Here is a 26936-nt window from a genome sequence, read left to right on the forward strand (position 1 = left end):
GGCAAAGGCAAGTGATCGACATGACAACTGATGTCAGTGTAGCCATCCGTAGAAAAAACGGTGTAACAAAGTATGGGAAAAGCACAAGAAATTGTTACCAAAAGCAATAGCAGGCTCCTGCGGAGCCCGTTATTGCCACTTGGACGTACTAGCCGCCTAGTGTCAGCCCACTTCAGCGCACTTCGCGCACCGACGAGATGCGGTTGCTCATGCGTTCCAGGCTCGCGTACTCGCCCGGTTCCAAGGTGCGGCAGCGGCCACGGAAGCCCACGTCCTCGCACACTTCCCAATAGCCGGAGCGCACGCGCACGCTTTGCACCGTGTCGTTGAAGTCGCGCTCGCGCAAGTCGGCTGAGGCGTTGCGCACACTCAAGCTGCGGCCGGCGAAATCGTCACGCGTGTAGAAGGTCAGTTCGCCGCCCAGCGAGCGTCCTGGCAAATGGCCGTGCTCCCGGTCGCGTTCCCAGCGGCCGTCCCGGTCTCGCCCACGGTCACGATCGCGGCCCGGATGGCCGTCCCAGCCGCCGCGCACTTCGCGCAGCGAGGTGATTTTGTTGGCACGGTCGTCGAGCGACGGATACTCGCCCGCCTCGAGCAGGAAGCAATCGCCGCGGAAATCGGCTTCCTCGCACGCTTCCCAGCGGCCCGAACGCACGCGGATGCTTTGCGTCGTGTCGTTGAAACGGACATCTTCGAGGTCGGCGACCGTATCGCGCACGGTCTGCGAGCGGCCGTGATAATCGTCGCGCGAATACAGGGTCAGTTCGCCGGCGCCGGCCAGTTCGGCCGTCATGGCGGCGCCCAGCAACAGGGCGCAGTTCAGGGTGTGTCTCAGCATGGTCTTGCTCCATAGTCAGGGTACTGCGGTTGACTATTTGGTCATTTTGCCAAATAGAGCGCGCAGTCTATCCGCGACTGGCTTTCTTAGCTGTAACAAATGATTACCGGGACGGGCGCCCTGGGCGCCGCGTCGGACAAGCACGGCGAATGCCGGTAGAATCTTGTGTTTAGTCAAGCTTTCCGCCCATGCCACACACTACCTCGTTCACCCTGCCCGCCATCCGCACTGAAGTCTCGTCGCTGTGGAAGCTGGCCTGGCCCATCCTGATCGGCCAGCTGGCCACCGTCGGCATGGGCGCGGCCGACGTGGCGATGACGGGCCATACGAATCCCGAGGAACTGGCGGCCGTGTCGCTGGGCGCGGCCATCTGGTCCATCGTGCTCGTCACCGTGAGCGGCATCATGATGGCGATCAATACCCTGGTGGCGCATGAAATCGGCGCCGCGCGCCATGACAAGGTGCCGCACATCGTGCGCCAGTCGCTGTGGAAGGCGCTGCTCGTGGGACTGGTCGCCTGTCTGCTGACGAACATGGCGGCGCTCGTGTTCGACCATCTGATGCTCGAACCGGCCGTGGCATCCAAGGCCAAGCTGTTCGTGCACATCATCAGCTGTGCGCTGCCGCCGTTCGCCGCCTACCGCGCGCTGTACGGCTACAGCACCAGTATCAACCAGACCAAGCCCGTGATGGTGATAGCGCTGGCCGCGCTGGCGCTGAATATTTTCGTCAACTACCTGCTGATCTACGGCCACTGGGGCATGCCGAAACTGGGCGGCGTGGGCTGCGCCGTGGCCACCACCTGCTGCGTGTGGATGATGCTGCTGGCCATGCTGGCCTGGATCCGGATCGCGCCCGCCTACCGCGCCACGTATCCGTTCGCGCACTGGGAATGGCCGGAGCTGTCGTCCATCGGCCCCATGCTGCGCCTGGGCCTGCCCATCGGCGTCACCTACTTTGCCGAAGTGAGCGCCTTTGGCGTCATCAGCCTGCTGGTGGCGCGCTTCGGCGTGATCCAGGTATCGGCGCATCAAATTGCCCTGAATTTCTCGTCCGTCGTCTTCATGGTGCCGCTCACCTTCGGCATCGCGCTCGTCACGCGCGTGGGCCACGCCGTGGGCGAAGCCAATTTGCGCAAGGCGCGCTTCATTTCGTGGGTGGGCGTGGCCATGTCGCTGACGGCGGCCATCGTCTCGGCCGCCGTCATCACCATCTTCCGCCACCAGATCGCGCAAGCCTACACGTCCGACCCGCAGGTGCAGGCGCTGTGCGCGCAGCTGCTGCTGTTCGCCGCCCTGTTCCAGCTGTCCGACGCGACGCAGGTGGCCACGTCCTGCGCCATCCGCGGCTACAAGGTGACGCGCCAGCCGATGCTGATCCAGCTGCTGGCCTTCTGGGGCTTCTCGCTGCCGATCGGCTACGTGCTGGGCCTGGCGCCGCAGGGCTTCATCTGGTCGCCGGCCGAGCCGATGGCCGCCGCCGGTTTCTGGATCGGCCTCGTCACGGGCTTGACGGTGGCCGCCGTGCTGCTGACCTGGTATCTGAACCGGCTGTCGCTGCAGCGCCTGCGCGCCGCCTGAACTACTTAAAGGAATCCGCCATGCCCCAGCCGCGCCCCTTCAAGCAGGTCGATGTCTTCAGCAAGGTGCCGTTTCTCGGCAATCCGCTGGCCGTCGTACTCGACGCCGACGGCCTCGATGACGCGCAAATGCAGGCCATCGCGCGCTGGACGGGCCTGTCGGAAACCACCTTCGTGCTGGCGCCGCGCGACCCCGCCGCCGACTACCGCGTGCGGATTTTTTCTCCCGAGACGGAATTCCCGTTCGCCGGCCACCCTACCCTGGGCACGGCGCACGCCCTGCTCGACTCCGGCATGCAGCCGAAAGGCGCGCGCATCGTGCAGGAATGCGGCGTGGGCCTGGTGCACATTGAACGGCAGGCGGGCGGCGTGCTGGCGTTCCAGGCGCCGCCGTGCACCACGCGCGCGCTCGACCCGGCGCTGCTGCCGCTGCTGCAAACCGCGCTGGCCGGTGCGCCAGCCGCTGCCGGCACCGTTGTCGACATGGGCATCCGCTGGCTGTGCGTGCCGCTGGCAAGCGCCGCCGCCTGCCTGGCCGTGCGCGCCGATATCGCCGCGCTGACGGCCTTGCTGGCCGCAGCCGGAGCGGACGGCCTGGCGCTGTATGGCCCGCACGGCGCGGGCGGCCCAGCCGACTACGAAGTGCGCGCGCTGCTCAGCGAACACGGCGCGCTGGTGGAAGACCCCGTCACGGGCAGCGCCAACGCCTGCATCGCGCAACTGCTGGCCGGTGGCGACTACACTGTCCGCCAGGGCACCTGCCTGCAGCGCGACGGCCGCGTGTCCGTCAGCTTCCGCGATGGCCACGCCTGGATAGGCGGCGCCTGCCTGAGCGTCGTCGCGGGGTCGATATTGGCCTGAACCACGTAAAGCGCCATCGAATGGATGGTGCCTGGATATTTTTCACGAAGGAAATACGGCAGGCAAGGCCATATTCCGTGGCCGGGGCTATCGCATAAAGAAGCACGCTCTGGTATCGTCTTACGCTTAGGCAACGCTCAAGTTCGCCTATGCATGCAGTGCCCTTCATCCTTCCAACTACCGAGACATCCATGCGTTTTATTCTTTGTTTTCTGGCCGCGATGGCCAGCGTTCCCGCATCGGCTGAAAAGCTGACCCTGGAACGCATCCACGCCGATCCGGCGCTGGCCGGCCCCGGCGTGCGCAACCTGAAGGTCTCGCCCGATGGCGAGCGCGTCACGTTCCTGCGCGGCCGCGCCGACAACCAGTTCCAGCTCGACCTGTGGGAATTCAAGCTGAAGGACAAGAGCACGCACCGCCTCGTCGACTCCAAGGCGCTGGTGCCGAATGAAACGATTTCGCCCGAAGAGCAGGCGCGCCGCGAACGCGAGCGCACGGCCAGCCTGAACGGCATTCTCAGCTACAGCTGGTCGCCGGACGGCAAGCAGCTGCTGGTGCCGCTGGCCGGCAATCTGTACCTGGTCGACGCGGCCCATCCTGACAAGGCGCGCCTGGTCGCCAAGGGCAATGTGCTCGATCCGAAAATCTCGCCGAAAGGCCGCTACGTCTCGTTCGTTCGCGACCAGAACATCCATGTGATCGACCTGAAGTCGGGCCAGGAACGCCAGCTCACCACCGACGGCAAGGGCACGATCCGCAACGGCGAAGCGGAATTCGTGGCGCAGGAAGAAATGGGCCAGCGCACCGGCTACTACTGGGCCCCGGACGATTCCGCCATCGCCTACAAACGCTACGACGAAGCGCCCGTGCCCGTCGTGCGCCGCTTTGAAATCTTCGCCGACCGCACGGACGTCGTCGAGCAGCGCTACCCTGCCGCGGGCGACCCGAACGTGCTCGTGCAGCTGCTGATCGTCTCGCCGGAAACGGGCGCGCAGCGCCAGGTGGACCTGGGCACGAACCCGGACATCTATCTGGTGCGCGCCGACTGGAGCGCGGACGGCAAGTCGCTCGTGTACCAGCGCCAGTCGCGCGACCAGAAGACCCTCGACCTGGTCGCCGTCGACGCGGGTACTTTGGCGCAGCGCACCCTGCTGACGGAAACGTCGACAACCTGGGTCAGCATCCATGACGACCTGCGCTTCCTGTCGAACGGCACCTTCCTGTGGTCGTCCGAGCGCACGGGCCGCAACCATCTGTATTTGTACGACATGGGCGGCAAGCTGCTGCACCCGGTCACATCCGGCGCATGGGGCATCGACAGCGTGCTGGCCGTGAACCAGAAAACCGGCAAGGTGTTCGTGTCGTCGAACCGCGACGCCGTGATCGACAAGCAGACCTACGCGCTGGCGCTCGACGGCAGCACGGCCGACAAGCCGCAGCGCGTGACGAAAGCGGACGGCTGGCACGACACCACGTTCTCGCGCAACGGCGAAGTCTTCGTCGACACGTATTCCGACCCGGCCACGCCGCCGCAAGTGAGCATCCGCCGTCCGGACGGCGCCATGGTGGGCTGGCTGGAAGAAAATGCGCTCAACGCCAGCCATCCCTACTTCAAGTACAAGGCGGACCACCTGCCGACGCAGTACGGCACGCTGAAGGCCAACGATGGCCAGACCTTGCACTATTCGATCGTCAAGCCGTCGGACTTCGATGCGGGCAAACGCTACCCCGTCTACCTGTCGACGTATGGCGGCCCGCACTCGCAGCACGTGGCTCGCCGCTGGGGCAACAACTTCGACCAGTACATGGCGCAGCAGGGCTTTGTCGTCTTCCGCCTCGATAACCGCGGTTCGTCGCGCCGCGAGCGCGCGTTCACGGACGCCATCTACCATAACCTGGGCGCGGCCGAAGTGGCGGACCAACTGGTCGGCATCGACTGGCTGGCCAAGCAAAGCTTCGTCGATCCTAAACGCATCGGCGTGTTCGGCTGGAGCTACGGCGGCTTCATGACCCTGCGTTTGCTGTCGGCCGCGTCCGACAAGATCGCCATGGGCGTGTCGGTTGCGCCCGTGACCGACTGGTCGCTGTACGACACCCACTACACGGAGCAATTCCTCGGCATGCCGAAGGAAAACGTGGACGGCTACAAGGCCAGCACCGTGTTCGCCCACCTCGACGGCCTGAAGTCGCCGCTGCTGCTGGTGCACGGCATGGCCGACGACAACGTCTTGTTCAGCAACAGCACGCGATTGATCGACGCGCTGGTCAACCGCGGCGTACAGTTCGACCTGATGACGTACCCGGGCGCCAAGCACGGCATCTCGTCGCGCGCGGGCCAGCGCCACGTGTACAAGAAAATTGAAATGTTCTTCAAGCAGAACCTGATGAAGCCAGCACAGTAAGCTTGCGCTGCATCAAATAAAAAACCGCCGCCTGTCTTGCGACAGGCGGCGGTTTTTACATTCTTGCTGCCAGAATTAAGGCTTGCGCGTGACGGTCTCTACTGCGTCCTTCACATCGCCAACTTTCTTCTGCACTTTGCCTTCGACCTGGTTTGCCAGGCCCTTGGCTTGCTGTTCTTCGCTGCCGACGACTTTGCCAGCGGCTTCCTGGATTTTACCGCCGACTTCCTTCAGTTTACCTTCGACTTGATCTTTGTTCATGATGGATCCTCACTGTAGTTGGTACATCTGTTGTCCAGCCCAAAGGGCCGGTACTGCGGCTCACACGCTGTTGCAAACTGCTTGCTGCGTGTCGATGTATTCATAGTACGCCCGAGGCCGTAAAAACTATGTACGGTTCCTAACACATGCCAAAATTCATCCAAAGTGCGCCCATCAGGCTGGCTTGCGCCACACGGTGGCCAGCCACGGCTGCTGCTCACGCGGCAAGCCCGGCGGACGGTAATACTGCTCGACCAGGGTAAAACCGGCCGCCTGCACATACGCGGCCCATGTCGCTTCGTCGTGGTAGCTGCCGTAGCGCGCGCCGTTCCAGCCTTCCTGGTTTTGCCCGCGCGGGTTCGAGCTGAACAGCACGCCGCCCGGTTTCAGGCACGCGTGCAAAGCGCGCAGCACGCCGGGCAAGGCGGCGCTGGGCACGTGGAACAGCACGGCATTGGCGAACACGCCGTCGAAATGCGCGGCGGGCAAGTCGAGGTCGACGAAATCCTGCCGCCACACGGTGCAGCCGCTGTAGGCGCGCGCCATCCCGACGAAGCGGGCGCTGCCGTCGACGCCCGTCGCATGGTGGCCCATGGCCGTGAACGCCTTCAGGTCGCGGCCCGGGCCGCAGCCGAGGTCGAGAATCTCCAGAGGCGCCGGGCGGCCGATGGCGTTCAGCAGTGCGCTGATGTTCTGGCTGACGTCGTGGTCACGCGTGCCTTCGAAAAACTGCTCGGCGCTGGCGTCGTAATGGGCCAAGGTGCGTTCGGTGATGGCGTGGATGGGGTCTTGCTGATCTTGCGGTGGGGTCGGCTTCATGGCGGTCCTGTCGATATGTTCCGCCATTTTACGGTGCCGGCTCGCTGCGTGCCGGCACCGTCAGCATTTTCTACCAGACGCGCACGCGCTGTTCCGGCGCCAGGTACAGCTGCTGCCCAGGCTTGACGTCGAAGGCCGGGTACCAGGCATCGAGGTTGCGCACGGTGGCGGCGCGGTATTGCGCCGGCGCGTGGCCATCCGTGAGGATTTGCTGGCGCGCCGCCGCCTCGCGCGCCTTGCTGCGCCAGCTGACGCCGTAGCCGGTGAAGAAGTCGCGGTCCGCGCCCGGCTGCGCCGGCTTGCCCTGCTGCGACAGGGTGAACGCGTCATGCGCGGCCGCCACGCCGGCCAGGTCGGCCAGGTTTTCGCTCAGGGTCAGCTGGCCATTCACGGCCAGGTCGGGGAACGGCTTGTAGGCCGCAAACTGCGCCACCAATTGCTTGGATGCCGCCTGGAAATGCGCCAGGTCGGCCGGCGTCCACCAGTCGCGCAGCTTGCCCTGGGCGTCGAACTGCGCGCCCTGGTCGTCAAAACTGTGGCTGATCTCGTGGCCGATGGTGGCGCCGATGCCGCCATAGTTGGCCGCGTCGGACGCTTGCGGGTCAAAGAATGGCGGCTGCAGGATGGCGGCCGGGAAGTTCAGCGCATTTTGCAGCGGCAGGTTGACGGCGTTGACCAGCTGCGCCGGCATGGCCCAGGCCTTGCGGTCGGGCGACTGGCCCAGCTTGGCCAGTTCCTGCTGGTAATGGAACTGTTCCGCCCGCTGCACATTGCCCAGCGCATCGCCGCGCACGACGCGCAAGCCCGCATAGCTTTCCCACCGTTCCGGGTAGCCCACGCCCACGTACAGGGTCTTGAGTTTTTCCTGCGCCTGCGCCTTGGTGGCCGGCGCCATCCAGTCCAGCTTGTCGATGCGGCGCGAGAAGGCGGCGACGATATTCTTCACCATGTCTTGCACGCGGGCTTTCGATTCCGGCGGAAAATAGCGTTCCACGTACAGCTTGCCGACGGCGTCGCTGAGGGCCGCATTCGTCGCGGCCAGCGCCCGCTTGCTGCGCGGCGACTGCTGCGGCGTGCCGCTCAGGGCGCTGCCATAGAAGGCGAAGCGCTGGTCGGCGGCCGCCTTCGGCAAGGTCGTGCTGAAATGGTTGATCGCGTGGAAGGCCAGAAAATCCTTCCACGTGGCCAGCGGCACGCTCGCCACCAATGCCGCGCTGCCCGTCATGGCCGTCGGATGCCAGACGATGAAATCCGTCTGCTGGCCCAGGCCAGCCGCCTGGAAGAACACTTTCCAGTCCAGCCCAGGCGCCTTGCTGGCGAAGTCGGCGGCGCGCCACGCATTATTGCCCTTGGCGACATCGGCCGAATCCTCGCGGCTGGCGTGGCTGGCGGCAATTTGCTGCTCCAGCGCAAACACGCGCGCGGCGCGGGCCGACGCATCGCTGTAGCCAGCCTGCTTGAGCATGGTGGCGATATGCGCCTGATAGCCCGTGCGCAAGCCCTGCATGCGGGCGCTGTCGCTCTGGTAAAAGGCGCGGTCGGGCAAGCCCAGTCCACCCTGCAGCAGATAGGCGACATTGCGCGTGGTGTCGTTCAAATCCTGCGCCACCCACAGGCCGAACAGGTTTTCCGTATAAAAATTGGTGGCGTTGAGCGGGTCGACATCGGCGCGCAGGCTCTCGCCCAGCGCGCGGGCCAGCCCTGCCCGGTCGCGTATGCCATCGATCTTCCTGAGCAGCGGCTTGAGCGGCGCCCAGCCTTTCGCTTCGATAGCCGATTCATCCATCCAGGAACGGTAAAAATCGCTGACCTGGCGCGCGGAGGCATCGGCCTGCGGCGCCGCCGCCAGGCCTTCGACGAGGGCGATGATGCGCTCGTTGGTGGCGTTGGCGAGGATGGCGAACGAACCCCAGCTGCTGCGGTCGGCAGGAATTTCCGTGGCGCGCAGCCAGTCGCCATTCACGTAATCGTAGAAATCGTCGCCGGGCAAGGCCTTCGCGGCAGCGGGGACGGTGGCGCTGGCCGCCGCTTGCTGGCCATGCGCCTGGACAGGCAAGCCGGTCAGCGAGACGCCGGCCAGGGCGAGGGTGATGGCAGCCTGGACTGGGGTCCGGGACCAGGAAAAACGCAAACCGTGCATGGCGATCCTTTCGATGTAATAGCCAAAATCATAACCTGAAAATCCTGCCTTTTTGGGACGAAAAACCGTCCCCTAACTTTTTTGCATGCGGACAAAAAATCGGCATATAGTGGCACGACCGCACGCCGTACCGCGCGAACGCCAAGGAGATTGCCATGCAACTGGAAGCTCTGTTCCAGCATCCCCACGCCCTGCCTGCCGCCCCGAAAATCGTCGATGAATTGGTGCGCAGTTTCGACAACCCCGCGATTGCCACCGAAGACATCGCGCGCCAGCTAGGAGCGGACCCGGCCTTGAGCGCCAAGCTGCTGCGGCTGGCCAACTCGGCCTATTACCATGTCTCGCGCAGCATCGGCACGGTGGAAGACGCCGTGCTGATGCTCGGTTTTGTGACCGTGCGCACCCTCGTCATCAGTTCGGGCCTGGTCAGCGGTTTCAAGGCCGTGCCGGGACTGCATTTGCCGCAGTTCTGGCGCTACAGCCTGCACAGCGCCGTATCCGCCCGCTGGATCGCGAGGCAGACGGGCGACAACCAGGACCTGGCTTTCACCATCGGCATGATGCATGCGATCGGACAACTGGTGATCCATGCCGCCATGCCCGAGCAAGCCATGCAGCTCGACAAGATCGCCCCGCCGCTCGACGCGCGCCGGCTCGACGCGGAACGGGTATCGCTGGGCTACGATTATGCGCAGGTGGGCGCCGAACTGGCGCGCCGCTGGAAGTTTCCGCCCGCCTTTGCCGAGGCCATCGCCGCCTTTCCCGATCCGCTGGCCAAGGCGCCCCTGAACCGCCTGGCCGCCATCATCCACCTGGCCGCCTGGCGCGCGCGCATCGATGAAAACCAGCTGAGCAATGAAGAAATCATCGCTTGCTATCCCAACGAGGTGGCCGAAGCGCTCGGTTTGCCGCCGTCCGTACTGGTCGACAGGATGCCGCCGCCCGCCGAACTGAGCGCAGGACTGGAAGAACTCGTCAAATAAATCCACCGCTGCCGGCATCGCCACCCCGGCATCCATGGGGGTTTGCGGACGATTCCGGCGGCCAGCCAGAAAACATCCAAATTATTTTCACTTTTTTTCAAAAACACCCTCAAGTTCCCGTTGGACCCGCCGTTAATCTGGACAAGCGGTAATCCATTCACTAGTTACGGGTGTGCTCATGACCTCCAACGACGTTCTCTCGATGTACGAAAATATTGCAGGAATGACCAATAAAATGGTCGTGGCCGCACGTTCGAGCGACTGGGATGGCCTGGATACCCTGGAAAACCAGTGCGCCAGCACCGCCAGCGCGACCATGACGGGCAAGGTGCCTGCCCTGGCCGGTGCCTCGCGTCTGCGCAAGATCGACTTGCTCAAGCAAATCCTGGCCAACGACCGCGAAATCCGCGCCATCACGGAACCATGGATGACGCAGCTGCCGAACGCCATGCAGGGTTCGCGCGCACGCATGTAAAACTTGCCGCACCAGAAACGACAAAAGCACCCGCGGGTGCTTTTTTTACGTCTGCCGCCTTCGCAGCGAGCGCGCCATCTGCGGCGCCCGGGAAGCAAGGAAGAGAATTTGGAAGGCGAGCCCCAGGTATCTCCTGGCGTCGCCTCGCTGCCGGTTGCATCCGGCGTTCGCGAGCACATCGTCGGCATCGCGAACCGCTTCCAGACCCAGGCGTTTATGCAACGCTACACCTGTTTGCCGCGCCACGCTATCGTTGGTGACTGCGCCAGGCTGGGGCTGTTTTGTCGTAGAGCAAGTCCACTGAATTCATCATAGCACCATCTTTGAAAAACAGGCAACGTGATTGACCGGCGTTTCCATGTATTTTTTCAATATCTTTTTTTATATCAAATTTCGGCGCCGTCTTGCCATGTCTTTAACGCGAGAACGGCTCCGGTTCCGGCTCGGCCGCCCCATCTTCCACGGCTTCCGTCAGCACGGGCACATCCTTCTTTTTGCGGCTAAACGGCTTGCGCAGCAAGACCCAGTATTTCGATGGCGCGCGCGGCCCCGCCGCCTGCCTGCGCTTGCGCACGACATACACGATGACGGCAGTCAACAACAGAAAGACCAAGGTGCCGATACCGAGCCACAACAGGCCGTTGCCGCCCGCCTTTTTGTCCTTGTCAGCGGCTGGCGCCGCATGCAGAGGCTTGGGTTTGGCATGGGGCACTTCCGCCACGGCCGGTGCAGCGGCAGCCGGCAGGGCCAGCGCCTTTTGCAAGGCGCCGATCTTGCCCTCCAATTCGCCGAGCTTTGCATTCAGAGCCGTGTTTTTCTCATCCAGCGCCACGCACGCTTGCGCCTGCTCCATATTGGCTTGCGGCGCGCAAGCGGCCACGGGCGCCGCGGCGCGGCGCGGCGGACGCAATACAGGAGCAGCCGGTGCGGGCGCGGCGCGCGGCGGCACGAACACGCGCGCCGGACGCACGAGGCCCTCGGCGCGCGCGCGGGCCGCCAGCGCGGCGGCGTCGGGCGACGGCGCGACGGGTACAGGACGTGGCAACGGCAACGGCGCTGGCACGGGCGTCTGAACGGCAGGCCGGACTGGCGCACTGACGGGGGCAGCAGCGGGCGGCGCCGGCGTCAGCCACAAGGTGCCCAGGCGCACGACGGCGCCGCTGCCATTGCCCAGCAATAAATACAGATGCACGTGGCCCGCCTGGATCGCTTGCCGGGTGCTCACGCGCACATAGTGGCGCCCACCGCGTTCCAGCGGGCTGATCGTCAATGCCTGCAGGGCCGGGTCCATGCCGATGCCGCCACCGCGGTACACATCGGGCGAAGCCAGGCGCACGGCCACGCCGTTGATCTCCTCGGGCGCCAGGGCCGTCAGTTCGATCTCGGCCAGCAGGGGCTGGCCCACATGCGACAGCACGGCCATCTCGCCCAGTTCGGCCGCGCCCACCACAGGCGGCAAGGCCAGGCTGGCGGCGGCGCACGCGATCAAAGACCAACGGGGAAGGATGCTGCTCTGCATGGACTGATCGCTTTGATAACAGGATAGATAATCGGGACTCGCCTGTCTTTAACGGCAGGAAATCGCAAAAATATAGATGGCCCAGGGTAAAAATGATGCAATACAGCATCATCCTGTGTCTTTTTGACGCCTGGAGTACACTCGATCCACCTCTATCGATGAAAGGGATGTCATGAGTAGCAGAATCGAACGCGACAGTTTCGGCCCGATCGACGTACCCGCCGACCGGCTGTGGGGAGCGCAAACGCAGCGCTCGCTCGAGCACTTCCATATCTCCACGGAAAAGATGCCGCCCGAACTGATCGCCGCCCTGGCCACCGTCAAGCGCGCGGCCGCCCACGTCAACCTGGACCTGGGATTATTAGATGGCAAGAAAGCCGTTGCCATCACGCAGGCGGCCGACGAAGTGCTGGCCGGCAAGCACGACGCGGAATTCCCGCTGGCCGTCTGGCAGACGGGCTCTGGCACGCAAAGCAATATGAACATGAACGAAGTGCTGGCCAACCGCGGTTCCGAGCTGATCGGGGGCTTGCGCGGCGCCGAGCGCCTGCTGCACCCGAACGACGACGTCAACCTGGGCCAGTCCTCGAACGACATCTTCCCGACCGCCATCCACGTGGCCGCCGCCCTGGCCGTCGCCAACACGGTCTTGCCGCCGCTGCGCCAGCTGCGCGCCACCCTGGATGCGAAGGCGACGGAATTTGCCGACATCGTCAAAATCGGCCGCACCCATTTGCAGGATGCGACGCCGCTGACCCTGGGCCAGGAATTTTCCGGCTACGTGGCGCAGCTGGACTTCGCCGAGCACATCATCACGGCATCGCTGCCGCCGCTGCGGCAGCTGGCCGCCGGCGGCACGGCCGTCGGCACGGGCTTGAATGCCCACGTGGAATTTGCCGGCCGAATCGCGCAAGAACTGACGCGCCTGACGGGCCAGCCATTCGAAACGGCCAGCAACAAGTTTGCCGCGCTGGCCGCCCACGACGCCCTCGTCGCCGCCCACGGCGCGCTGAAAACCCTGGCCACGGCCCTGATGAAAATCGCCAACGACGTGCGCTGGATGGCGTCCGGCCCCCGCTCCGGCCTCGGTGAAATCACGATCCCCGAAAACGAGCCGGGCAGCTCCATCATGCCGGGCAAGGTCAATCCTACCCAGTGCGAAGCGCTGACCATGCTGTGCTGCCAGGTGTTCGGCAACGACGTGGCCATCACGGTGGGCGGCGCCTCGGGCAATTTCGAGCTGAACGTCTTCAAACCCTTGATTGCACACAACTTCCTGCAAAGCGCGCGTCTGCTGGGCGACGGCATGCGCAGCTTCGACGAGCATTGCGCGCACGGCATCGCGCCGAACCGCGCACGCATCGCCGAACTGATGGAGCGTTCGCTGATGCTGGTCACGGCGCTGGCGCCGCACATCGGCTACGACAAGGCGGCGCAAATCGCCAAGCAGGCCCAGCACGAAGGCACGACCCTGAAGGAAGCGGCGCTGGCCCTGGGCTTTGTAACGGAAGAGCAATTCAGTGCGTGGATCGTGCCCCTGGAGATGACGCGCCCCAACAAAAGCTGACTTCCACCCTGCATTGCTGGCGGCTTCAGGTAAACTACAAGTTAGTTGAGGTCGTCATCAAGTGTTGAAAACACATCATTGCAATAAGGGATACAATGCAAAAAGTAAGCTTTGATTTAACATCCGAGTTCGTCGAGCTGAACCAGCTGTTGAAGCTGGTCGGCTTGTGCGACAGCGGTGGCGCAGGCAAGGTCATGGTCGATAGCGGCGTGGTGAAGGTCGATGGCAAGAAAGAATTGCGCAAGACCGCCAAGATCCGCGCCGGCCAGGTCGTCAGCGTGGGCGATATCCGTATCACGGTCGTCGCTCCAGTCTGACCCCGGCATGGGGCGCGAAAGCGGCCCCATGCGTCCAGCCAGCACCCCGCCAGCCGGCTGCCTGCATCAAGCTGCAAACACGTCGTTATTGCCAGATAAATATCGATTGCAGAAGGGGAGCGCCATGGACCATCCCGAACAAGGTACGCGCAGCCAGGAACGCCTGATCGGCGACTTGCGCCAGGTCATAGAAAACGCGGAAGAATTGCTGCGTAACACAGACAAATACACCAGCAGCCTGTACCAGAGCGCGCGCGCCAGACTGGAACTGGCCCTCGTCGCGGCCACTGCCGAGCTGGCCCGCTTTGAAGAAGAGCAAGTGACGCGCATGATGGACGCCACCCTGGCCGCGAACGCCCTGTACCGCGATCAGACGGGCGAAGCGCGCCTGCTGCGGGCCTTCGAATAAATCGTTACGCCGTCAACACCGCATGCGCCAGCCACTGGCGCAAGTGTGCGGCCAGGTCGAATGCCGGGTCCAGCTCGAATGCCGCGTCGAGCGCGGCGCCAAACGTCTGTCCCTGCCGCAAGGCCAGCAAGGCCGCATGTGGCGCCGCATCGAGTACCAGCACCTGCGCCTTCCAGCGCGACCGGCATACGAGTGCGTAGCTGGCCATCTGCATATCTTGCGGAAACATCCCCTGCCCTTCCCCTTCCTGATGCGCCTGCCACAGGGCAGCCACTTGCCAGTCCGATGCCAGCAAGACGCAAGCGGGATGCAAGGTAAAACAGCGCGTCTCCAATTGATCGGGATGCAAGGCGGCCAGCGACTCGGGCGCCAGGCCCTGCGCATCGGCCGCGTAGTGGGCCAGGTGCAAGGCCCATTCCAGGCGCGCCATGTCCGGCAGGTAGGGCAACTGCGCCACGGGCGGGAACGCGGCGAGAAAGTCGGCGAAACGCGCGCCAAACTGATTCAAATCGGCGCTATCGGATGGCATCTGCCGGCCATACGCGCGCGCCAGTCCGGCAAAGAATTCCTCGCCCACCAGCGCCAGCACGACGGGATAGACGTGGCCCAGGGTGCGGCGCCAGGTGGCGCTCAAGCTGCCGCGATACAAGGAGAAACGCTGCGGCACCGATTCTCCCGCGAACGATGGCAGGGCTGCCGCGGTATCGAGCAAGGCCGTGGCAAACACTTGCTGGCCGGCGGCCAGCGCGTCAAGCGACGCGGGCGGTGGCGGGGACGGCAGCGCTTCCCTCTGCCAGGGCGTTTGCGGCGCATGGCGCGCCAGCATGGCCTGCGCCTTGTCCGCCTCGCCCAGCAAGACATCGAGGGCGGGCAAGTCCGTATCCCATTCGACGAGGGTGGGAATGGCGCCAAAGCGCAGCAAGGCGGCCGCATACAAGTCCCAGACGGGCTCGGCCACGGCGGCGCCATGGTGGTCGACCACGGCGTGCGGCGTCAGCAGATGGCCGCCCAGGTGCAGTTCGCCCACGCTGCCCGGCGCGATGGATTGCATCGCAAGCATGGCGTCCTCGCCGTGGTTGCACTGGTTCACATACAGGTTATTGATATCGAGCAGCAATCCACAGCCGCTGCGGCGCGCCAGCTCCGCCAGGAATTGCGCCTCGCTCATGGCGTCGTCGGCAAAACGCAGGTAAGTGGAGACATTCTCCAGCAAGATCGGCCTTTTCAGCACATCCTGCACCCGCCCCACTCTGGCGCACAGCAAATCGAGGGCGGCGCCATTCAAGGCCAGCGGCAACAGATCGTTGAGTTGCTGCTGCGCTACGGCGCCCCAGCACAGGTGCTCCGACACGAGGACCGGCTCGATGCGCTCGACCACGGCGCGCACGCGCCGCAGGTGCGCGTCCGAAAAGCCGTGCGCGGAGCCCAGGCCCACGCCATGCAGGCTGATCGGGTAATCCTCGCGCAGGGTCCGCAGCACGTGCCAGTCCCAGCCGGACGGCTGCAGATAGTTTTCAGTGTGCACTTCCAGCCAGCCCACCCTGGGCCGGCGCGCCAGAAAATCGCGGTAATGCGCGGCGCGCAGGCCGACGCCGGCAAGCGCCTGGATGGGCAAAGGCACGGGCGGGCGGCGGGTGCTTACGGCTGCGTGGCCGGTTTTGCAGCCTTGCCGGCCTTGATGGGCTTGATGGAGCCGCCCGCCTGTTCGCACGTGCCCTTGGCAACATAGGCCCATTCGGTAGGCAGGTTGTCCGCCTCCGCCTGGCCCGCGCAGGAATGCGCGCCATCGGACGAAGCGCAATCGTTCTGCCCCGCCTTGGCCACGCCATAGCATTTTTCCTTGTCGCCGGGGGCGGGACCGTCGTGCGCGGCCGCGTTGATGGTGGCGCCGGCACAGATGCCCGCGAGGGCGGCGGCGATGAGAGCTTGACGTTTATTCATGGGAATTCCTCTTGCTGGGTCAAAGTAATCGGTAAGTGGGCACGCCCCGGGCTGCGCCATGAGCAACACAAGGCGATGGACGTCATTCTACTGAATCGGCCGTGCCATGGCGAACCATGATCAATTAATCAACTTGTCAGGAACGGGAAGAAAAACGGAAGGACGGCAGGAAGGCAGACAAAAACGCCCACGCGCCACCGTCGACGACGGTGGTGTGGGCGTATCGATGGCGAGCGCCAGAAGGGCGCCGCGGGACTGCGCTCAGGCTGTCGTGTTGATGCGGTTGCCGAGGTGAGCCGGCAGGCTAGGCGCCGCCTGTACCGGTGGCAGCGCTGCCAGCAAGGCAGTGGCAGTCGAGCTTTGGATATCCTGGGCTTTTTTCAGGACAGTCAAGCCCACGGCTTGCCGCGTGCCTGTCTCCGCCATCGTGGTTGACAGTTGAGCAATGCTTCCGACGTCCATACGTTTCTCCAATGAGGTTCTACCCTTGTTAACGGATGCCGCCGGCAAACCTTTAGCTTATTTTTCCAGTCTGTGCAGCAGCCAGGCCAGCACGTGCTCGCGCGCATTCAAGTCCAGCCATTGCACGCCCTCGCGCAAGTCGGCCGGCGCCGGACTGTCGGAGGCGACGGCGATCACATGCGGGTCATGCGGATACAGGGGCGCCTGCCCCACTTCCGGGCGGAACACTTCCAGCTTGGGAATGGGGTCCGTCTTGAAACCTTCGACCAGGGTCAGGTCTGCCGGCCCCATGCGGGCCAATTGCTGCGCCAGGCTGGGCTCGGGCGCGCCGCGCAGCTCGTGCACGATGGCAAAACGGTACGGCGACGCCACCAACACTTCCGCCGCACCCGCCATGCGCAGGCGGGCGCTGTCCTTTTGCGGCGGTTCCAGCGCCAGGTCATGGTGGCTGTGCTTGACCAGGTTGACGCGCAAGCCGCGCGCCGCCAGTTCCTTCACCACAAATTCCAGCAGGGTCGTCTTGCCGCTACCGGAACGGCCGATCACCCCGAGTACCGGGTGGGCGGGCATCGCATCGTGCATGGTCACTCCTTGTTTGAGAAGGAATGATTATACGCAGCCCCACGGGCGCGACCGCCGGCGCAGGCCCCGCGCATTGCCCGGCTCATCGCCCAGGTCAAGCGACCACAGGTTTTCCGCCATTCACGGTACCGGCGGGCGCCGTCTTGCCGCCCTGCCGCCGGCGCCTGCCCGCCGGCTTCGGCGCTGTCGCGCCCGCCGATTTATTATTTGCCGCCTGCGCATTTCTGGCCGTGCGCGCCAATTGCCGGTGGGCGGCGATCGCGCCCGCCTCGGCATCGGACTGGAACGGTACGGCGGCAGCGGCGGCCACTTCGCCATCAGGCTGGCAAGCGGGTGCCAGCGGAGTAAAATCCTGCGCCCGCACATCCGCTTCCCATGCGGCGCGCTGCGCCAGCACAGCAGCGGGCACGGCAGGCGCCGCGCGCGCTTGCGCCAGGGTCAGCACGGTGCCCAGGCCGCTGGCGGCCGCCACGCGCGCGCCCATCTGGGGCAAGGCGCCATCGGCGCCGCGGCAAAAGCGCTGCAAGATGGTTTTGATGATCGACGTGTGGTCGTATACCTCGTGGCTGACGCTGCCCGGTGCGATCAGCGGCGACACCAGCAGCATGGGCACGCGCACGCCGTACTGACGAAACGCGGGATCGTCATCGATCGCGGGGCCAGGCGGCACGTGGTCGAAAAAGCCGCCGTGCTCGTCATAGCTGAGGATGAGCAAGGTGCGCGCCCACGCAGGCCCGCGCGACAAGGCCTGGTAGACCTGCGCCACGAGCGCCTGGCCGGCGCGGATATCGCCCGGAGGATGGTCGTCATTCTCGAAGAAATGCGGATCGATCCAGCTGACCGAGGGCAAGGCGCCCGCCAGCGCATCGCCGATGAAGCCATAGCGGCGCGCGCTGGAACCGAACGGTTCGTACAGCTCGGACGAACGGTAATGGTCATCCGTCAGCGCCAGGCTCCAGGGTTTCCAGGCGGAATAAAACTTCCAGCTGACCTGGGCCCGCTCGAGGTGGCGCACGAAGGACTTGTTCGCATACAGGGGCACGCGCTTGCTGTCGCGGCTGCCGGCCGCCCTGCCGCTGATGGCATACAGGCGGTTGGGCCAGGTGGCGCCAGGCACCGAGCTGTAGCAGCGGTCGCAAACGCAGAACTGCTGCGCCAGGAAATCGTACATGGGCAAGTCGGCACCATTGTAGTAGCCCATTACCAGGTCGATGTCGGGGTCGCCCGGATGCGTTTGCGCATAATCGTCGACAAAGCCGCCATTATTGTTTTGCAATTGCTGCGCCACCGACATGCCCGTGTGCGACGGGTCTTGCTGCGGGCCAAAGGCCGTGCGCCGCAAATGGTGCACGGGGTAGCTCACGCCCGCATGCACGTTGGCATGGCCGGCCTGCAAGCCGTCGATGTCGGTGCGCCCGCCTTCCAGGCTCAGGTAGCCGAGCATGTGATCGAACGATCGGTTTTCCATCATCAGCACGACGATATGGTCGATGCGCGCCAGGTTTCCCAAACCATGCGCATCAAAAGCACCCTCACCAGCTGCGGCAGCAATCATCGGAACTCCCCGGCCGCGCACACGGTCGCAGCGACCCTGGTTCGACCAGGCCAGGCCAGTATGGTTCAGCTACTGTTACCCGGCCTTGATGCGCAACAACTCAATACGGCACGCGGTAGCGGTAGCCCTTGAAACTGAAGATGGCCGCCTTCGGCTGCAATTTTTCCAGCACCAGGCCGGGCGCCAGCTCCTCGCCTTCGTGGCGCAGGACTTTGTCGATCAGCAGCAGGCGGTCGGCCGGGTTCTTCGAATAGATATAGCCCCCGATGGCGACCGGGGGAATCTGCCGCTGTATCGGCTCGGGCAAGTCGCGCATGCCGGGCACGGTCTCTTCGGCTGCGGCCGCCGGCGCGGACGCTACGGGCGCCGGAGCGGGGACTGGCGCCTCCGGCTTCGGTTCCGCCACGGGCTTGGCATGGTGCACGGGCGCGGCGGTGGCCGCCGGCGGCACTGGAACGGGCACGACCACTGGCGCGGGCACTGGCGCTGCTGGCGGGACGACTGCCGGCACCGGCGCGGGCACGGCCTGGGCCAGCACGGCAGGTGCAACCGCAGGCGCCGTGGCCGCCGCCTGCCAAGGCTGCCACAGCAGCAGCGCGGCAGCCACGGCCACCGTCACGCCGCCCAGCGCCAGCCAGACGGGCGCGCGACCCGCGGCGCCCGATGCTGCGCCATCGTGCAGCTGCACTTGCGGTGCGTGGATAGACGGCAACTCGCCCAGTTGGCGTTCGGCTTGCGATTTTTTCAGTGCTTCAAGTATGTAGGACATCTTATTTCCCCGCCACCATCGCCGTCGCAGCGGGCGCCGCCACGGCAGGAACTGCGCCGCTCAGGCGCGGCTCCGCGTTGTCACCGAGCTGCATCAGGCGTATATACGTTTTCGGGCCCGCCAGGCCATCGGCCCGCAGGTTCTGGCTTTGCTGGAATGCGCGCAACTGGTCTTGCATCTCGGCATCGAGCGGCAGATTGGCGGCCGGCGCCGGCAAGCCCCGCTGTTGCGCCAGGCGCTGCGCCAGCCAGTCCACGTCGGCACCGCGCGCGCCCAGCGGCACTTCATCGCGCCAGCCGCGCGGGGCGCGCCAGAAGGTCGTGAAACTGCCATCGCTGCGCTGCGCCAGCTGGGCCAGCGGCAGGCTTTGTTGTTTGCCATCGAGCATCAAGGTGGCGCTCTCGTCCTGCACGCGCGTGAGCAGCGCCAGCTGTTCCCTGCCATCCGCATCGCGCAAGGCCAGCATGGCGGGACGGTCCAGCACGCGCAGCTCGGCTATACCACCCCGGCTGTGCAGGCAGCGCAAGCCGGCGCGGGTGCCCGCCTGGCAAGCATCGCCGGCCGGCAACTGCTCGCCCCACAGCCTGGCCAGCTGGCGCAGCACGGCGTTGCGGTCCGGCACGCCGACTGGCGCGGATGCGGATGCGGATGCGGATGCGGATGCGGATGCGGATGCGGATGCGGATGCGGATGCGGATGCGGATGCGGATGCGGCGGCAGCCGCCACGGCGGAGGCGGAGGCCGGTACTGAGGCGGCCACGGCAGGCGCAGCAGGCACGGCGGGCGAACGCGGCATGAAATGCCAGGCCAGCGCGGCCGTGACCATGGCGCCGGCCAGCACGCCGCCCGCCACCTGCGGCCAGCGCAAGCCCCGTCCGGCAACCGGCTTGCCCTCTTCCGCGAACACTTCCTCGGCGGCGCGGCGCAATATCTGGCGCGTCACCTGCGGCTGGTTTTCCACATAGGCGCCCAGCAGCGCGCGGTCGCACAGCAGGTTGATGCGGCGCGGCACGCCGTGGCTCATGGCGTGAATATGCGCCATCAAACGGGGCGCGAACGGCGTCTGCGCCGTGCAGCCGGCCACGGCCAGCCGGTGGCGGATGTAGCTTGCCGTCTCGTCCGCCGTCAGCGAACCGAGGTGATAGCGGGCGATCACGCGCTGCGCCAGCTGCTCGAGTTCGGGCCGGGCCAGCATGGCGCGCAATTCCGGCTGGCCGATGAGGATGATCTGCAGCAACTTGCGCTCGCTCGTCTCCAGGTTCGTCAGCAAACGCAATTGTTCCAGCACGGCGGCCGACAGGTTTTGCGCTTCATCGATGATCAGCACATTGTTCCTGCCCTGCGCATGGCTGGCCAGCAGGTGCGCATTGATGGCGTCGACATAGCCTTTCACGCTGGCCACGCCGGGCGCCAGGGCGATGCGGAATTCCTCGCAGATCGACAGCAGCAATTCTTCGACGGACAATTTCGGATTGAAGATATACGCGAGCTGGCAGTTTTCCGGAATCTGCTCCATGAAGCAACGGCACACGGTGGTCTTGCCGGCGCCGATTTCCCCCGTCAGCAACACGAAGCCGCCGCCGCTGCCCACGCCATACAGCAAATGCGCCAGCGCTTCGCGGTGGCGTTCGCTCATGAACAGGTAGCGCGGATCGGGGGCGATCGAAAACGGCGATTGCTTGAGCTGGAAATAATGCGTGTACATGGAGACCCTGCGGATGAAACGATCAAAATGCGCGGCGGCAAGCCGATACCCTCATCGGGTGCGGGCGGGCGGCAACGGCTTGTATTTGGCGCAATAGACTTTCGCCTTGCTGCGGAAGTAGACGATTTTACTGCCAGGCACGGAACCACGGACAGGAAAGGCGGAATTGTCGAGTTTATTGAAACGCAGGCCCGAGACGCCGCGAATGGCCGGCTCCAGCTTTTCCGGCGTCGAGTCCGCCACCACCCCCATGAAGACGAGGGGGCTCGTGTCATCGCTGACGATCACGTCGGTAATCGGCGCGCCCCACAAGGTGGCGTCCGTGCGGAACCAGTAGGCGCCCCCTTCATGCTTGTAGGCGGGGCCGAAGGCCGTCAGCAGATACGCATAAAAGGCCTTGTTGTCGATCTGGTCGATGCACAGCACGGCATTGCCCACCACTTGCCCGAACGTGGACGGCGGCGGCTTTTGCTGCGCCAGCACGCCGGATATGGGCACGCCGCAGGCCAGCAGGGCGAACGCCGCCAGCAGGGCCGGCGCACGCCACGGGCGCATCAATGAACGGCGCACGCGCATGATCAGCGCTTGCGCTCTTCTTTCTTGACCTTCTTGGCTTCCTTCTTTTCCTTCATGGTCTTGGCCGGTTCCTTCTTGGCCTCTTTCTTGCTGTCCTGTGCCTTGCTCATCATCTACTCCATGCCTGGGCGGAAATGCCTGGGCCATTATGACACTCCCCCATGAAAATGCCACGTCATTTCCCCCATGCAATTGACAGACGGCGCCCGGCAAGCACGGGCAGCGCATGCGCTTATTTGCAAAAAGACGTTTGCATTTTTATTTTATTGTGTTTTAATACACGCAATTTATAAATAGATATCATTTCGGTGCGGCGTGACCAGCACGGAAACAAGCATACAAACTGGGGACAGGACATGGCCGGCATACGGCACGACCATGTGTAATCAACTTAGAACAGCCCTCGGCGGAAACAGGCAATATGATGAGAACAATGATTTTGCTGGGCGCGGCCCTGTCGCTCTGGGCCGCTGGCAACACGCATGCGGCCGGCACGCCGCCGGTTCAGATGGCCGCCTACCAGACGGTGCCCGCCACCCTGGCCACGCGGCTGGCCCATTTCCATTCGCCGGACGCCAGCCGGCGCGTCCCTGGCTCGCATGAACCGGGCCCGCATTCGCTGCTGCTGGTCACCATCATGCTGCTGAGCCTGCGCATGCGCGTGCGCGCCAGCAGCGAAAAATTCAGCACCTGACGTGAAAACGGCCGCGCAAGGCGGCCGTTCCAGTCACACGTCAGCGCACGATCAGTGCAGGCACAGACGGCGGCGCGTCTTTTCGATCAGCGCCGCATCGTAGGGATACAGGTTCTCGATAAAGAACAATTCCGTTTCCGCTTCATCTTCCAGGCACATTTCGATCATGACCGGGCCATCGCTTTCGCGGCCCAGGAAATCCTTCGGCCAGCGGTTCTTGCGGTGCGTGCGCATCATTTCCATGCCCAGCGCGGCCAGCGGCGCCGACACGCCGGCGGCCAGCGCCTCTTGCTGCCAGTCGTCCCAGTACTCGCTCTTTGCTGCCTTGTCGTTCATCATGCTCTTCCAACTCAGGTGTAAAAGGCGGACTTTACTCTTCATGGCGTCCCTTGCCAAGCATGCATACAAGCAATATCGCACACCCAACAACAGACCAGTTGCAAAAAATTGGCATTAAACAAGGCCAATTTCAATACCATTCGACATCCACAAAAAACCCTTTAATAACAACAACTTGTCATCACACCCTCGGGCATGGCACGACGCCGTGCAACGCAATTATCAATACCACTTAAATACCTGTTGACAAGCCATCGGGGCGACAATATAGTGCCTTCAGCTTTTTCGCCGCCCGACAAATAAAAGAACCGAGACAGGCGCACTCAACCAAACGCGGGACTGCACAACATGATCGAATACATAATCGGCGTCGACGGCGGGGGAAGCGGTACCCGCGTACGCCTGGCGCGCCTCGACGGCCAGGAGCTGGCACAGGGACAAAGCGGCCCCTCCGGGCTGGGGCTGGGCATCGAACGGGCCTGGACCTCCGTGGCGCATGCCGTCACCGTGGCCTTCCGCACGGCCGGCCTGGAACAGCCGTCATTGCAGCGCATGGCCATCGGCCTGGGCCTGGCCGGCGTGCACAACAAACAGTGGGCCGCCAGCTTCGTCGAACACAATCCCGGCTACGCCTTTGTGGCGCTGGAATCGGATGCCCTGACCACCCTGCTGGGCGCGCATGCGGGCCAGCCGGGCGCCATCGTCGCCATCGGCACCGGCAGCGTGGGCGAAGTGCTGCACGCGGACGGCAGCCGCCATGAAGTGGGCGGCTGGGGCTTCCCCTCCGGCGACGAGGCGGGCGGCGCCTGGATCGGCATGCGCGCCATCAACCACGCGCAGCAGGTGGTCGACGGCCGCGTGCCCGGCAGCGCCTTCGCCACGGCCGTCATCGACGCCTGCGGCGGCCAGCGCGACGCCATGCAGGTGTGGCTGGCCGAAGCCAGCCAGACCAATTTCGCGCAACTGGCACGGCTGGTGCTCGAACACGCGGCCAGCAATGCCGTGGCGCACACCATCCTGGTCGACGCGGGCCGGCAGATCGCGCTGATCGCCAGGGCGCTCGACCCGGCCGGCGCCTTGCCCGTGGCCCTGTGCGGCGGCCTGGCGGCGCCCTTGTCGGGCTACCTGCCGGCGGAACTGTTGAAACTGGTCGTGCCAGCACAGGGCGACTCGGCCGCAGGCGGTCTGCGCCTGATACGCAAGCACTTGCAGGAGCAATGACCATGCTGGCCAAACTGTCCACCTTCAAACCCAATCCGGCCAGCGACACGCCGCTCTACATGCAGCTGGCGAACATGCTGTCGGACGGCATCGCCAGCGGCGACTGGCGCGCCAACCAGGCCTTGCCTTCCGAGCGCGTGCTGTCGGAGATCCTGGAAATTTCGCGCGTCACGGCGCGCAAGGCCATCGACATGCTGTGCGACCGGGGCATGCTGACGCGCAAGCGCGGCTCGGGCACCTATATCACGCCCAAGCTGGAACAGCCGCTGTCGCGCCTGACGAGCTTTTCGGAAGAATTGCGCCAGCGGGGATTTACGGCCGGCTCGCGCTGGCTGCAGCGCGACATCGGCTCGGCCGCGCCGCTGGAACTGCTGTCGCTGGGACTGTCGCCGCACATGCCGGTGGCGCGTTTGCGCCGCCTGCGCACGGCAGACGAAGTGGTGATGGCGATCGAGACGACCACCATTCCCGCGCTGTACATGCCGGACCCGCAGCAGGTGACCGATTCGCTGTATGGCTACCTGGAGTCGCGCGGCACCATCCCGATGCGCGCGCTGCAGCATATCCGCGCCGTCAACGCCACGGCGGAACAGGCCAAGCTGGCCAATATCAAGACGGGTGAAGCCATGCTGCACATCACCCGTGTCAGTTATCTCGACAACGGCGCAGCGGTGGAACTGACCCACTCGTATTGCCGCAGTGATTATTATGAATTCGTAGCGGAGTCGCGCAGATGAGCAGCACTATCAAAGGCAATATCCTTACCCCAGGCGGCTGGATCCACGGCGCCATCGCCTTCGGCGAGCGGATCGACAGCATCGAGGGCAATTCCCTCCACCCGTCGGGCAACAGCGACGACTATATTTTGCCCGGCTTTATCGACCTGCACGTGCATGGCGGCGCCGGCAAGGACATCATGGAAGGCGGCGAAGCCGTCTACACCATCGCGGCCATCCACGCGCGTCACGGCACCACCAGCCTGCTGGCCACCACCATGACGGCGCCGCCGGAAGACATCGACATGGCCCTGACGGCCATCGGCATCGCCGCCAACCACCGCCGCCCGAACACGGCGCGCGTGCTGGGCGCCCACCTGGAAGGCCCGTACATCAATTCCGGCAAGCTCGGCGCGCAGCCCAACTTCGCGCGCGCCGCCACGCTGGCTGAAATCGAACGCCTGCAAACGCTGGCCAAGCTGCGCGTCATCACCGTGGCGCCGGAAATCGCCGGCCACCTGGACCTGGTGCGCGCGCTGGCCGACGCCGGCGTGCGCGTGCAGATCGGCCACACGCTCGGCTCCTACGAAGACGGCGTGGCCGCGCTGGAGCACGGCGCCATGGGCTTCACGCATCTGTTCAACGCCATGAGCGGCCTGCACCACCGCGAGCCGGGCATGGTCGGCGCCGCCCTGGCGCACGCCGAATACGCGGAACTGATCCCCGACCTGCTGCACGTGCATCCGGGCGCCATCAAGGTGGCCCTGCGCGCCATCCCGCGCCTGTATTGCGTCACCGATTCGACGGCCGCCACCGGCATGCCGGACGGCGAATACATGCTGGGCCGCCACGCCGTGCAGAAATGCATGGGCGGCGTGCGCCTGCCCGACGGCACCTTGGCGGGCAGCACCCTGACCCTGGACCAGGCGCTGCGCAACCTGGTGGGACTGGGACTGGACCTGGCCGACGCGTCCAAGCGCGTGTCGACCAACGCCGCCGATTACCTGGGCCTGGAAGAACGCGGCCGGCTGGCCCCCGGTACTTACGCCGATCTGGTGGTACTCGATCGCGATCTCAAACTCAAAGCTGTGTATATAGAAGGAGAAATCTGTGACCTCAATGATGCTTAAAGAAGCCATTTCCGCCGCCGAATGCGTCGCCCTGCAACTGGCCAGCGACACGGAACGCTACGCGGAACTGGGCCGCAAATTGAGGAGCACCTCGTTCTCGACCGCGCTGACCATCGCGCGCGGCAGCTCCGACCACGCCTGCAACTACGTCGCCTACCTGATCATGGCACGCCTTGGCCGTGTCGTCGCGTCGTTGCCGATGTCGCTGGTCACCCTGAACAAGTCGCCGCTGGTGACGCGCGACACCTTGGCCATCTCGATTTCGCAATCGGGCCAGAGCCCTGACGTGGTCGAACCGATCCGCTACTTCCGCGACGGCGGCGCCACCACCGTGGCCCTCGTCAACGACATCGATTCGCCGCTGGCGCACGCCGCCGAGTGGGCCATGCCCCTGCGCGCCGGCAAGGAACAAAGCGTCGCCGCCACCAAGAGCTTCATCACCAGCCTGGTCGCAGGTGCCCGCATGGTGGCCCAGTGGCAGAACGATCCCGAACTGCTGGGAGGCCTGGAAGCGCTGCCCGAGGCGCTGCTCGAAGCGACCCGCGTCGACTGGTCGCCGGCGATCGACGTGCTGGCGCCGGCGCGCAACATCATGGTCGTCGGACGCGGCATCAGCTTCCCCGTGGCGCTGGAGTCGGCCCTGAAATTCAAGGAAACGTCGGCCCTGCAGGCGGAAGCGTTCAGCGGCGCCGAAATCAAGCACGGCCCGATGGCCCTGATCGAAGACGGCTACCCGCTGCTGATTTTCGCCACGCGCGGCCCGACCCAGGCCGGCCTGCTGCAGCTGGCCACAGAGATGCGCGGCCGCGGCGCGAAGGTCTTGCTGGCGGCGCCCGCCGACGTGGCCGAGCGCGACCTGACCCTGCCCGTGGCCGCCACGCCGGACCTCGATCCGATCGTCGCCATCCAGTCCTTCTACGTGATGGCGGCAAAACTGTCGGCCGCGCGCGGCATGGACCCGGATGCGCCACGCCACTTGAGCAAGGTAACAAAAACAAACTAAGCAATACCCAACCCGAAAGCGAAGACTGGGGTCGGACGGGGGCACCTAGCCCCTGAGGGTCCGACCCCGGCAC

27 protein-coding genes are annotated in these 26936 nt (G+C 64.9%); 13 read left to right on the forward strand and 14 right to left on the reverse strand.

Annotated elements, in window-relative coordinates; translation table 11 throughout:
- Nucleotides 1-172: 172 nt before the first annotated feature.
- Nucleotides 173-838: a beta/gamma crystallin family protein gene (locus IGS55_RS06375; RefSeq protein ID WP_230515538.1), complete on the reverse strand. Its 666-nt coding sequence runs from the start codon at nucleotides 836-838 to the stop codon at nucleotides 173-175.
- Between the two features lie 188 nt (nucleotides 839-1026).
- On the opposite strand from IGS55_RS06375, the gene IGS55_RS06380 reads away from it, so the two are divergent.
- The 3 genes from IGS55_RS06380 (at nucleotide 1027) to IGS55_RS06390 (ending at nucleotide 5680) form a co-directional block, all read left to right on the forward strand.
- A complete protein-coding gene (locus tag IGS55_RS06380) occupies nucleotides 1027-2418 on the forward strand; it encodes an MATE family efflux transporter (protein ID WP_230515539.1) in 1392 nt (463 codons plus the stop codon).
- A 20-nt stretch (nucleotides 2419-2438) separates the two neighbouring features.
- Entirely contained in the window at nucleotides 2439-3278 is an 840-nt protein-coding gene (locus tag IGS55_RS06385) for a PhzF family phenazine biosynthesis protein (protein ID WP_230515540.1), read from the forward strand.
- A 191-nt stretch (nucleotides 3279-3469) separates the two neighbouring features.
- Nucleotides 3470-5680 carry a S9 family peptidase gene (locus tag IGS55_RS06390; RefSeq protein WP_230515541.1) on the forward strand — a complete coding sequence of 737 codons (2211 nt, stop codon included), beginning with the start codon at nucleotides 3470-3472 and terminating at the stop codon, nucleotides 5678-5680.
- Between the two features lie 75 nt (nucleotides 5681-5755).
- Here the strand turns inward: IGS55_RS06390 and IGS55_RS06395 are convergent, their stop codons facing one another.
- The 3 genes from IGS55_RS06395 to IGS55_RS06405 all read right to left on the reverse strand — a co-directional run bounded on the left by IGS55_RS06395 (nucleotide 5756) and on the right by IGS55_RS06405 (nucleotide 8900).
- Nucleotides 5756-5941, reverse strand: a complete 186-nt coding sequence (locus IGS55_RS06395; protein WP_034759763.1) for a CsbD family protein — start codon at nucleotides 5939-5941, stop codon at nucleotides 5756-5758.
- Nucleotides 5942-6115: 174 nt separating this feature from the next.
- Nucleotides 6116-6760 (reverse strand): class I SAM-dependent methyltransferase, encoded by a 645-nt coding sequence (locus tag IGS55_RS06400; RefSeq protein ID WP_230515542.1) that lies wholly within the window; start codon nucleotides 6758-6760, stop codon nucleotides 6116-6118.
- Between the two features lie 70 nt (nucleotides 6761-6830).
- On the reverse strand, nucleotides 6831-8900 hold the full coding sequence (locus tag IGS55_RS06405; RefSeq protein ID WP_230515543.1) for a M13 family metallopeptidase: 2070 nt from the start codon (nucleotides 8898-8900) through the stop codon (nucleotides 6831-6833).
- 155 nt (nucleotides 8901-9055) lie between these two features.
- Between IGS55_RS06405 and IGS55_RS06410 the strand changes: the two genes are divergently transcribed.
- On the forward strand, nucleotides 9056-9883 hold the full coding sequence (locus IGS55_RS06410) for an HDOD domain-containing protein (RefSeq protein WP_230515544.1): 828 nt from the start codon (nucleotides 9056-9058) through the stop codon (nucleotides 9881-9883).
- 223 nt (nucleotides 9884-10106) lie between these two features.
- A complete protein-coding gene (locus tag IGS55_RS06415; RefSeq protein WP_329958112.1) occupies nucleotides 10107-10358 on the forward strand; it encodes a flagellar protein FliT in 252 nt (83 codons plus the stop codon).
- A 415-nt stretch (nucleotides 10359-10773) separates the two neighbouring features.
- Here the strand turns inward: IGS55_RS06415 and IGS55_RS06420 are convergent, their stop codons facing one another.
- Nucleotides 10774-11877, reverse strand: a complete 1104-nt coding sequence (locus IGS55_RS06420; protein ID WP_230515546.1) for a type IV pilus assembly protein FimV — start codon at nucleotides 11875-11877, stop codon at nucleotides 10774-10776.
- Nucleotides 11878-12049: 172 nt separating this feature from the next.
- On the opposite strand from IGS55_RS06420, the gene fumC reads away from it, so the two are divergent.
- From fumC to IGS55_RS06435, 3 genes are all read left to right on the forward strand, one after another.
- The gene (fumC, locus tag IGS55_RS06425) at nucleotides 12050-13444 is read left to right on the forward strand and encodes a class II fumarate hydratase (RefSeq protein WP_230515547.1); all 1395 of its coding nucleotides are present in this window, start codon (nucleotides 12050-12052) and stop codon (nucleotides 13442-13444) included.
- Between the two features lie 95 nt (nucleotides 13445-13539).
- Nucleotides 13540-13761 carry an RNA-binding S4 domain-containing protein gene (locus IGS55_RS06430; protein WP_035825476.1) on the forward strand — a complete coding sequence of 74 codons (222 nt, stop codon included), beginning with the start codon at nucleotides 13540-13542 and terminating at the stop codon, nucleotides 13759-13761.
- A gap of 124 nt (nucleotides 13762-13885) precedes the next feature.
- Nucleotides 13886-14170: a hypothetical protein gene (locus IGS55_RS06435; protein WP_034759786.1), complete on the forward strand. Its 285-nt coding sequence runs from the start codon at nucleotides 13886-13888 to the stop codon at nucleotides 14168-14170.
- 4 nt (nucleotides 14171-14174) lie between these two features.
- On the opposite strand, the gene bufB is transcribed toward IGS55_RS06435, so the two are convergent.
- The 8 genes from bufB to IGS55_RS06475 all read right to left on the reverse strand — a co-directional run bounded on the left by bufB (nucleotide 14175) and on the right by IGS55_RS06475 (nucleotide 21760).
- Complete coding sequence (gene bufB, locus IGS55_RS06440) at nucleotides 14175-15791, reverse strand: MNIO family bufferin maturase (protein WP_230515548.1); 1617 nt, start codon at nucleotides 15789-15791, stop codon at nucleotides 14175-14177.
- Between the two features lie 17 nt (nucleotides 15792-15808).
- Nucleotides 15809-16111: a BufA1 family periplasmic bufferin-type metallophore gene (locus IGS55_RS06445; RefSeq protein WP_230515549.1), complete on the reverse strand. Its 303-nt coding sequence runs from the start codon at nucleotides 16109-16111 to the stop codon at nucleotides 15809-15811.
- Between the two features lie 261 nt (nucleotides 16112-16372).
- Nucleotides 16373-16573: a YjfB family protein gene (locus IGS55_RS06450; RefSeq protein ID WP_086141004.1), complete on the reverse strand. Its 201-nt coding sequence runs from the start codon at nucleotides 16571-16573 to the stop codon at nucleotides 16373-16375.
- A 57-nt stretch (nucleotides 16574-16630) separates the two neighbouring features.
- Nucleotides 16631-17155, reverse strand: coding sequence for a molybdopterin-guanine dinucleotide biosynthesis protein B (mobB, locus tag IGS55_RS06455; protein ID WP_230515550.1), 525 nt, complete (start codon nucleotides 17153-17155; stop codon nucleotides 16631-16633).
- A gap of 94 nt (nucleotides 17156-17249) precedes the next feature.
- On the reverse strand, nucleotides 17250-18710 hold the full coding sequence (locus tag IGS55_RS06460) for an alkaline phosphatase family protein (protein WP_230515551.1): 1461 nt from the start codon (nucleotides 18708-18710) through the stop codon (nucleotides 17250-17252).
- A 100-nt stretch (nucleotides 18711-18810) separates the two neighbouring features.
- Nucleotides 18811-19479: a general secretion pathway protein GspB gene (locus tag IGS55_RS06465; RefSeq protein ID WP_230515552.1), complete on the reverse strand. Its 669-nt coding sequence runs from the start codon at nucleotides 19477-19479 to the stop codon at nucleotides 18811-18813.
- Nucleotide 19480: 1 nt separating this feature from the next.
- A complete protein-coding gene (locus IGS55_RS06470; RefSeq protein ID WP_230537168.1) occupies nucleotides 19481-21184 on the reverse strand; it encodes an ExeA family protein in 1704 nt (567 codons plus the stop codon).
- A gap of 51 nt (nucleotides 21185-21235) precedes the next feature.
- The gene (locus IGS55_RS06475) at nucleotides 21236-21760 is read right to left on the reverse strand and encodes a hypothetical protein (RefSeq protein WP_230515555.1); all 525 of its coding nucleotides are present in this window, start codon (nucleotides 21758-21760) and stop codon (nucleotides 21236-21238) included.
- 424 nt (nucleotides 21761-22184) lie between these two features.
- Between IGS55_RS06475 and IGS55_RS06480 the strand changes: the two genes are divergently transcribed.
- On the forward strand, nucleotides 22185-22454 hold the full coding sequence (locus tag IGS55_RS06480) for a hypothetical protein (RefSeq protein ID WP_230515556.1): 270 nt from the start codon (nucleotides 22185-22187) through the stop codon (nucleotides 22452-22454).
- 51 nt (nucleotides 22455-22505) lie between these two features.
- On the opposite strand, the gene IGS55_RS06485 is transcribed toward IGS55_RS06480, so the two are convergent.
- Nucleotides 22506-22793 (reverse strand): hypothetical protein, encoded by a 288-nt coding sequence (locus tag IGS55_RS06485; RefSeq protein ID WP_034759823.1) that lies wholly within the window; start codon nucleotides 22791-22793, stop codon nucleotides 22506-22508.
- A gap of 348 nt (nucleotides 22794-23141) precedes the next feature.
- On the opposite strand from IGS55_RS06485, the gene IGS55_RS06490 reads away from it, so the two are divergent.
- From IGS55_RS06490 to IGS55_RS06505, 4 genes are read left to right on the forward strand one after another with little or no spacing between them, the layout of a single operon-like run.
- The gene (locus tag IGS55_RS06490) at nucleotides 23142-24014 is read left to right on the forward strand and encodes a BadF/BadG/BcrA/BcrD ATPase family protein (RefSeq protein WP_230515557.1); all 873 of its coding nucleotides are present in this window, start codon (nucleotides 23142-23144) and stop codon (nucleotides 24012-24014) included.
- Nucleotides 24015-24016: 2 nt separating this feature from the next.
- A complete protein-coding gene (locus IGS55_RS06495; RefSeq protein ID WP_230515558.1) occupies nucleotides 24017-24751 on the forward strand; it encodes a GntR family transcriptional regulator in 735 nt (244 codons plus the stop codon).
- Entirely contained in the window at nucleotides 24748-25860 is a 1113-nt protein-coding gene (nagA, locus tag IGS55_RS06500) for an N-acetylglucosamine-6-phosphate deacetylase (RefSeq protein WP_230515559.1), read from the forward strand. The genes IGS55_RS06495 and nagA overlap by 4 nt, the downstream gene beginning before the upstream one ends.
- The gene (locus IGS55_RS06505) at nucleotides 25850-26863 is read left to right on the forward strand and encodes an SIS domain-containing protein (RefSeq protein WP_034759831.1); all 1014 of its coding nucleotides are present in this window, start codon (nucleotides 25850-25852) and stop codon (nucleotides 26861-26863) included. The genes nagA and IGS55_RS06505 overlap by 11 nt, the downstream gene beginning before the upstream one ends.
- Nucleotides 26864-26936: the final 73 nt, after the last annotated feature.

It is taken from the genome of Janthinobacterium sp. EB271-G4-3-2 (assembly GCF_020858035.1).
Lineage (GTDB): Bacteria > Pseudomonadota > Gammaproteobacteria > Burkholderiales > Burkholderiaceae_D > Janthinobacterium > Janthinobacterium aestuarii.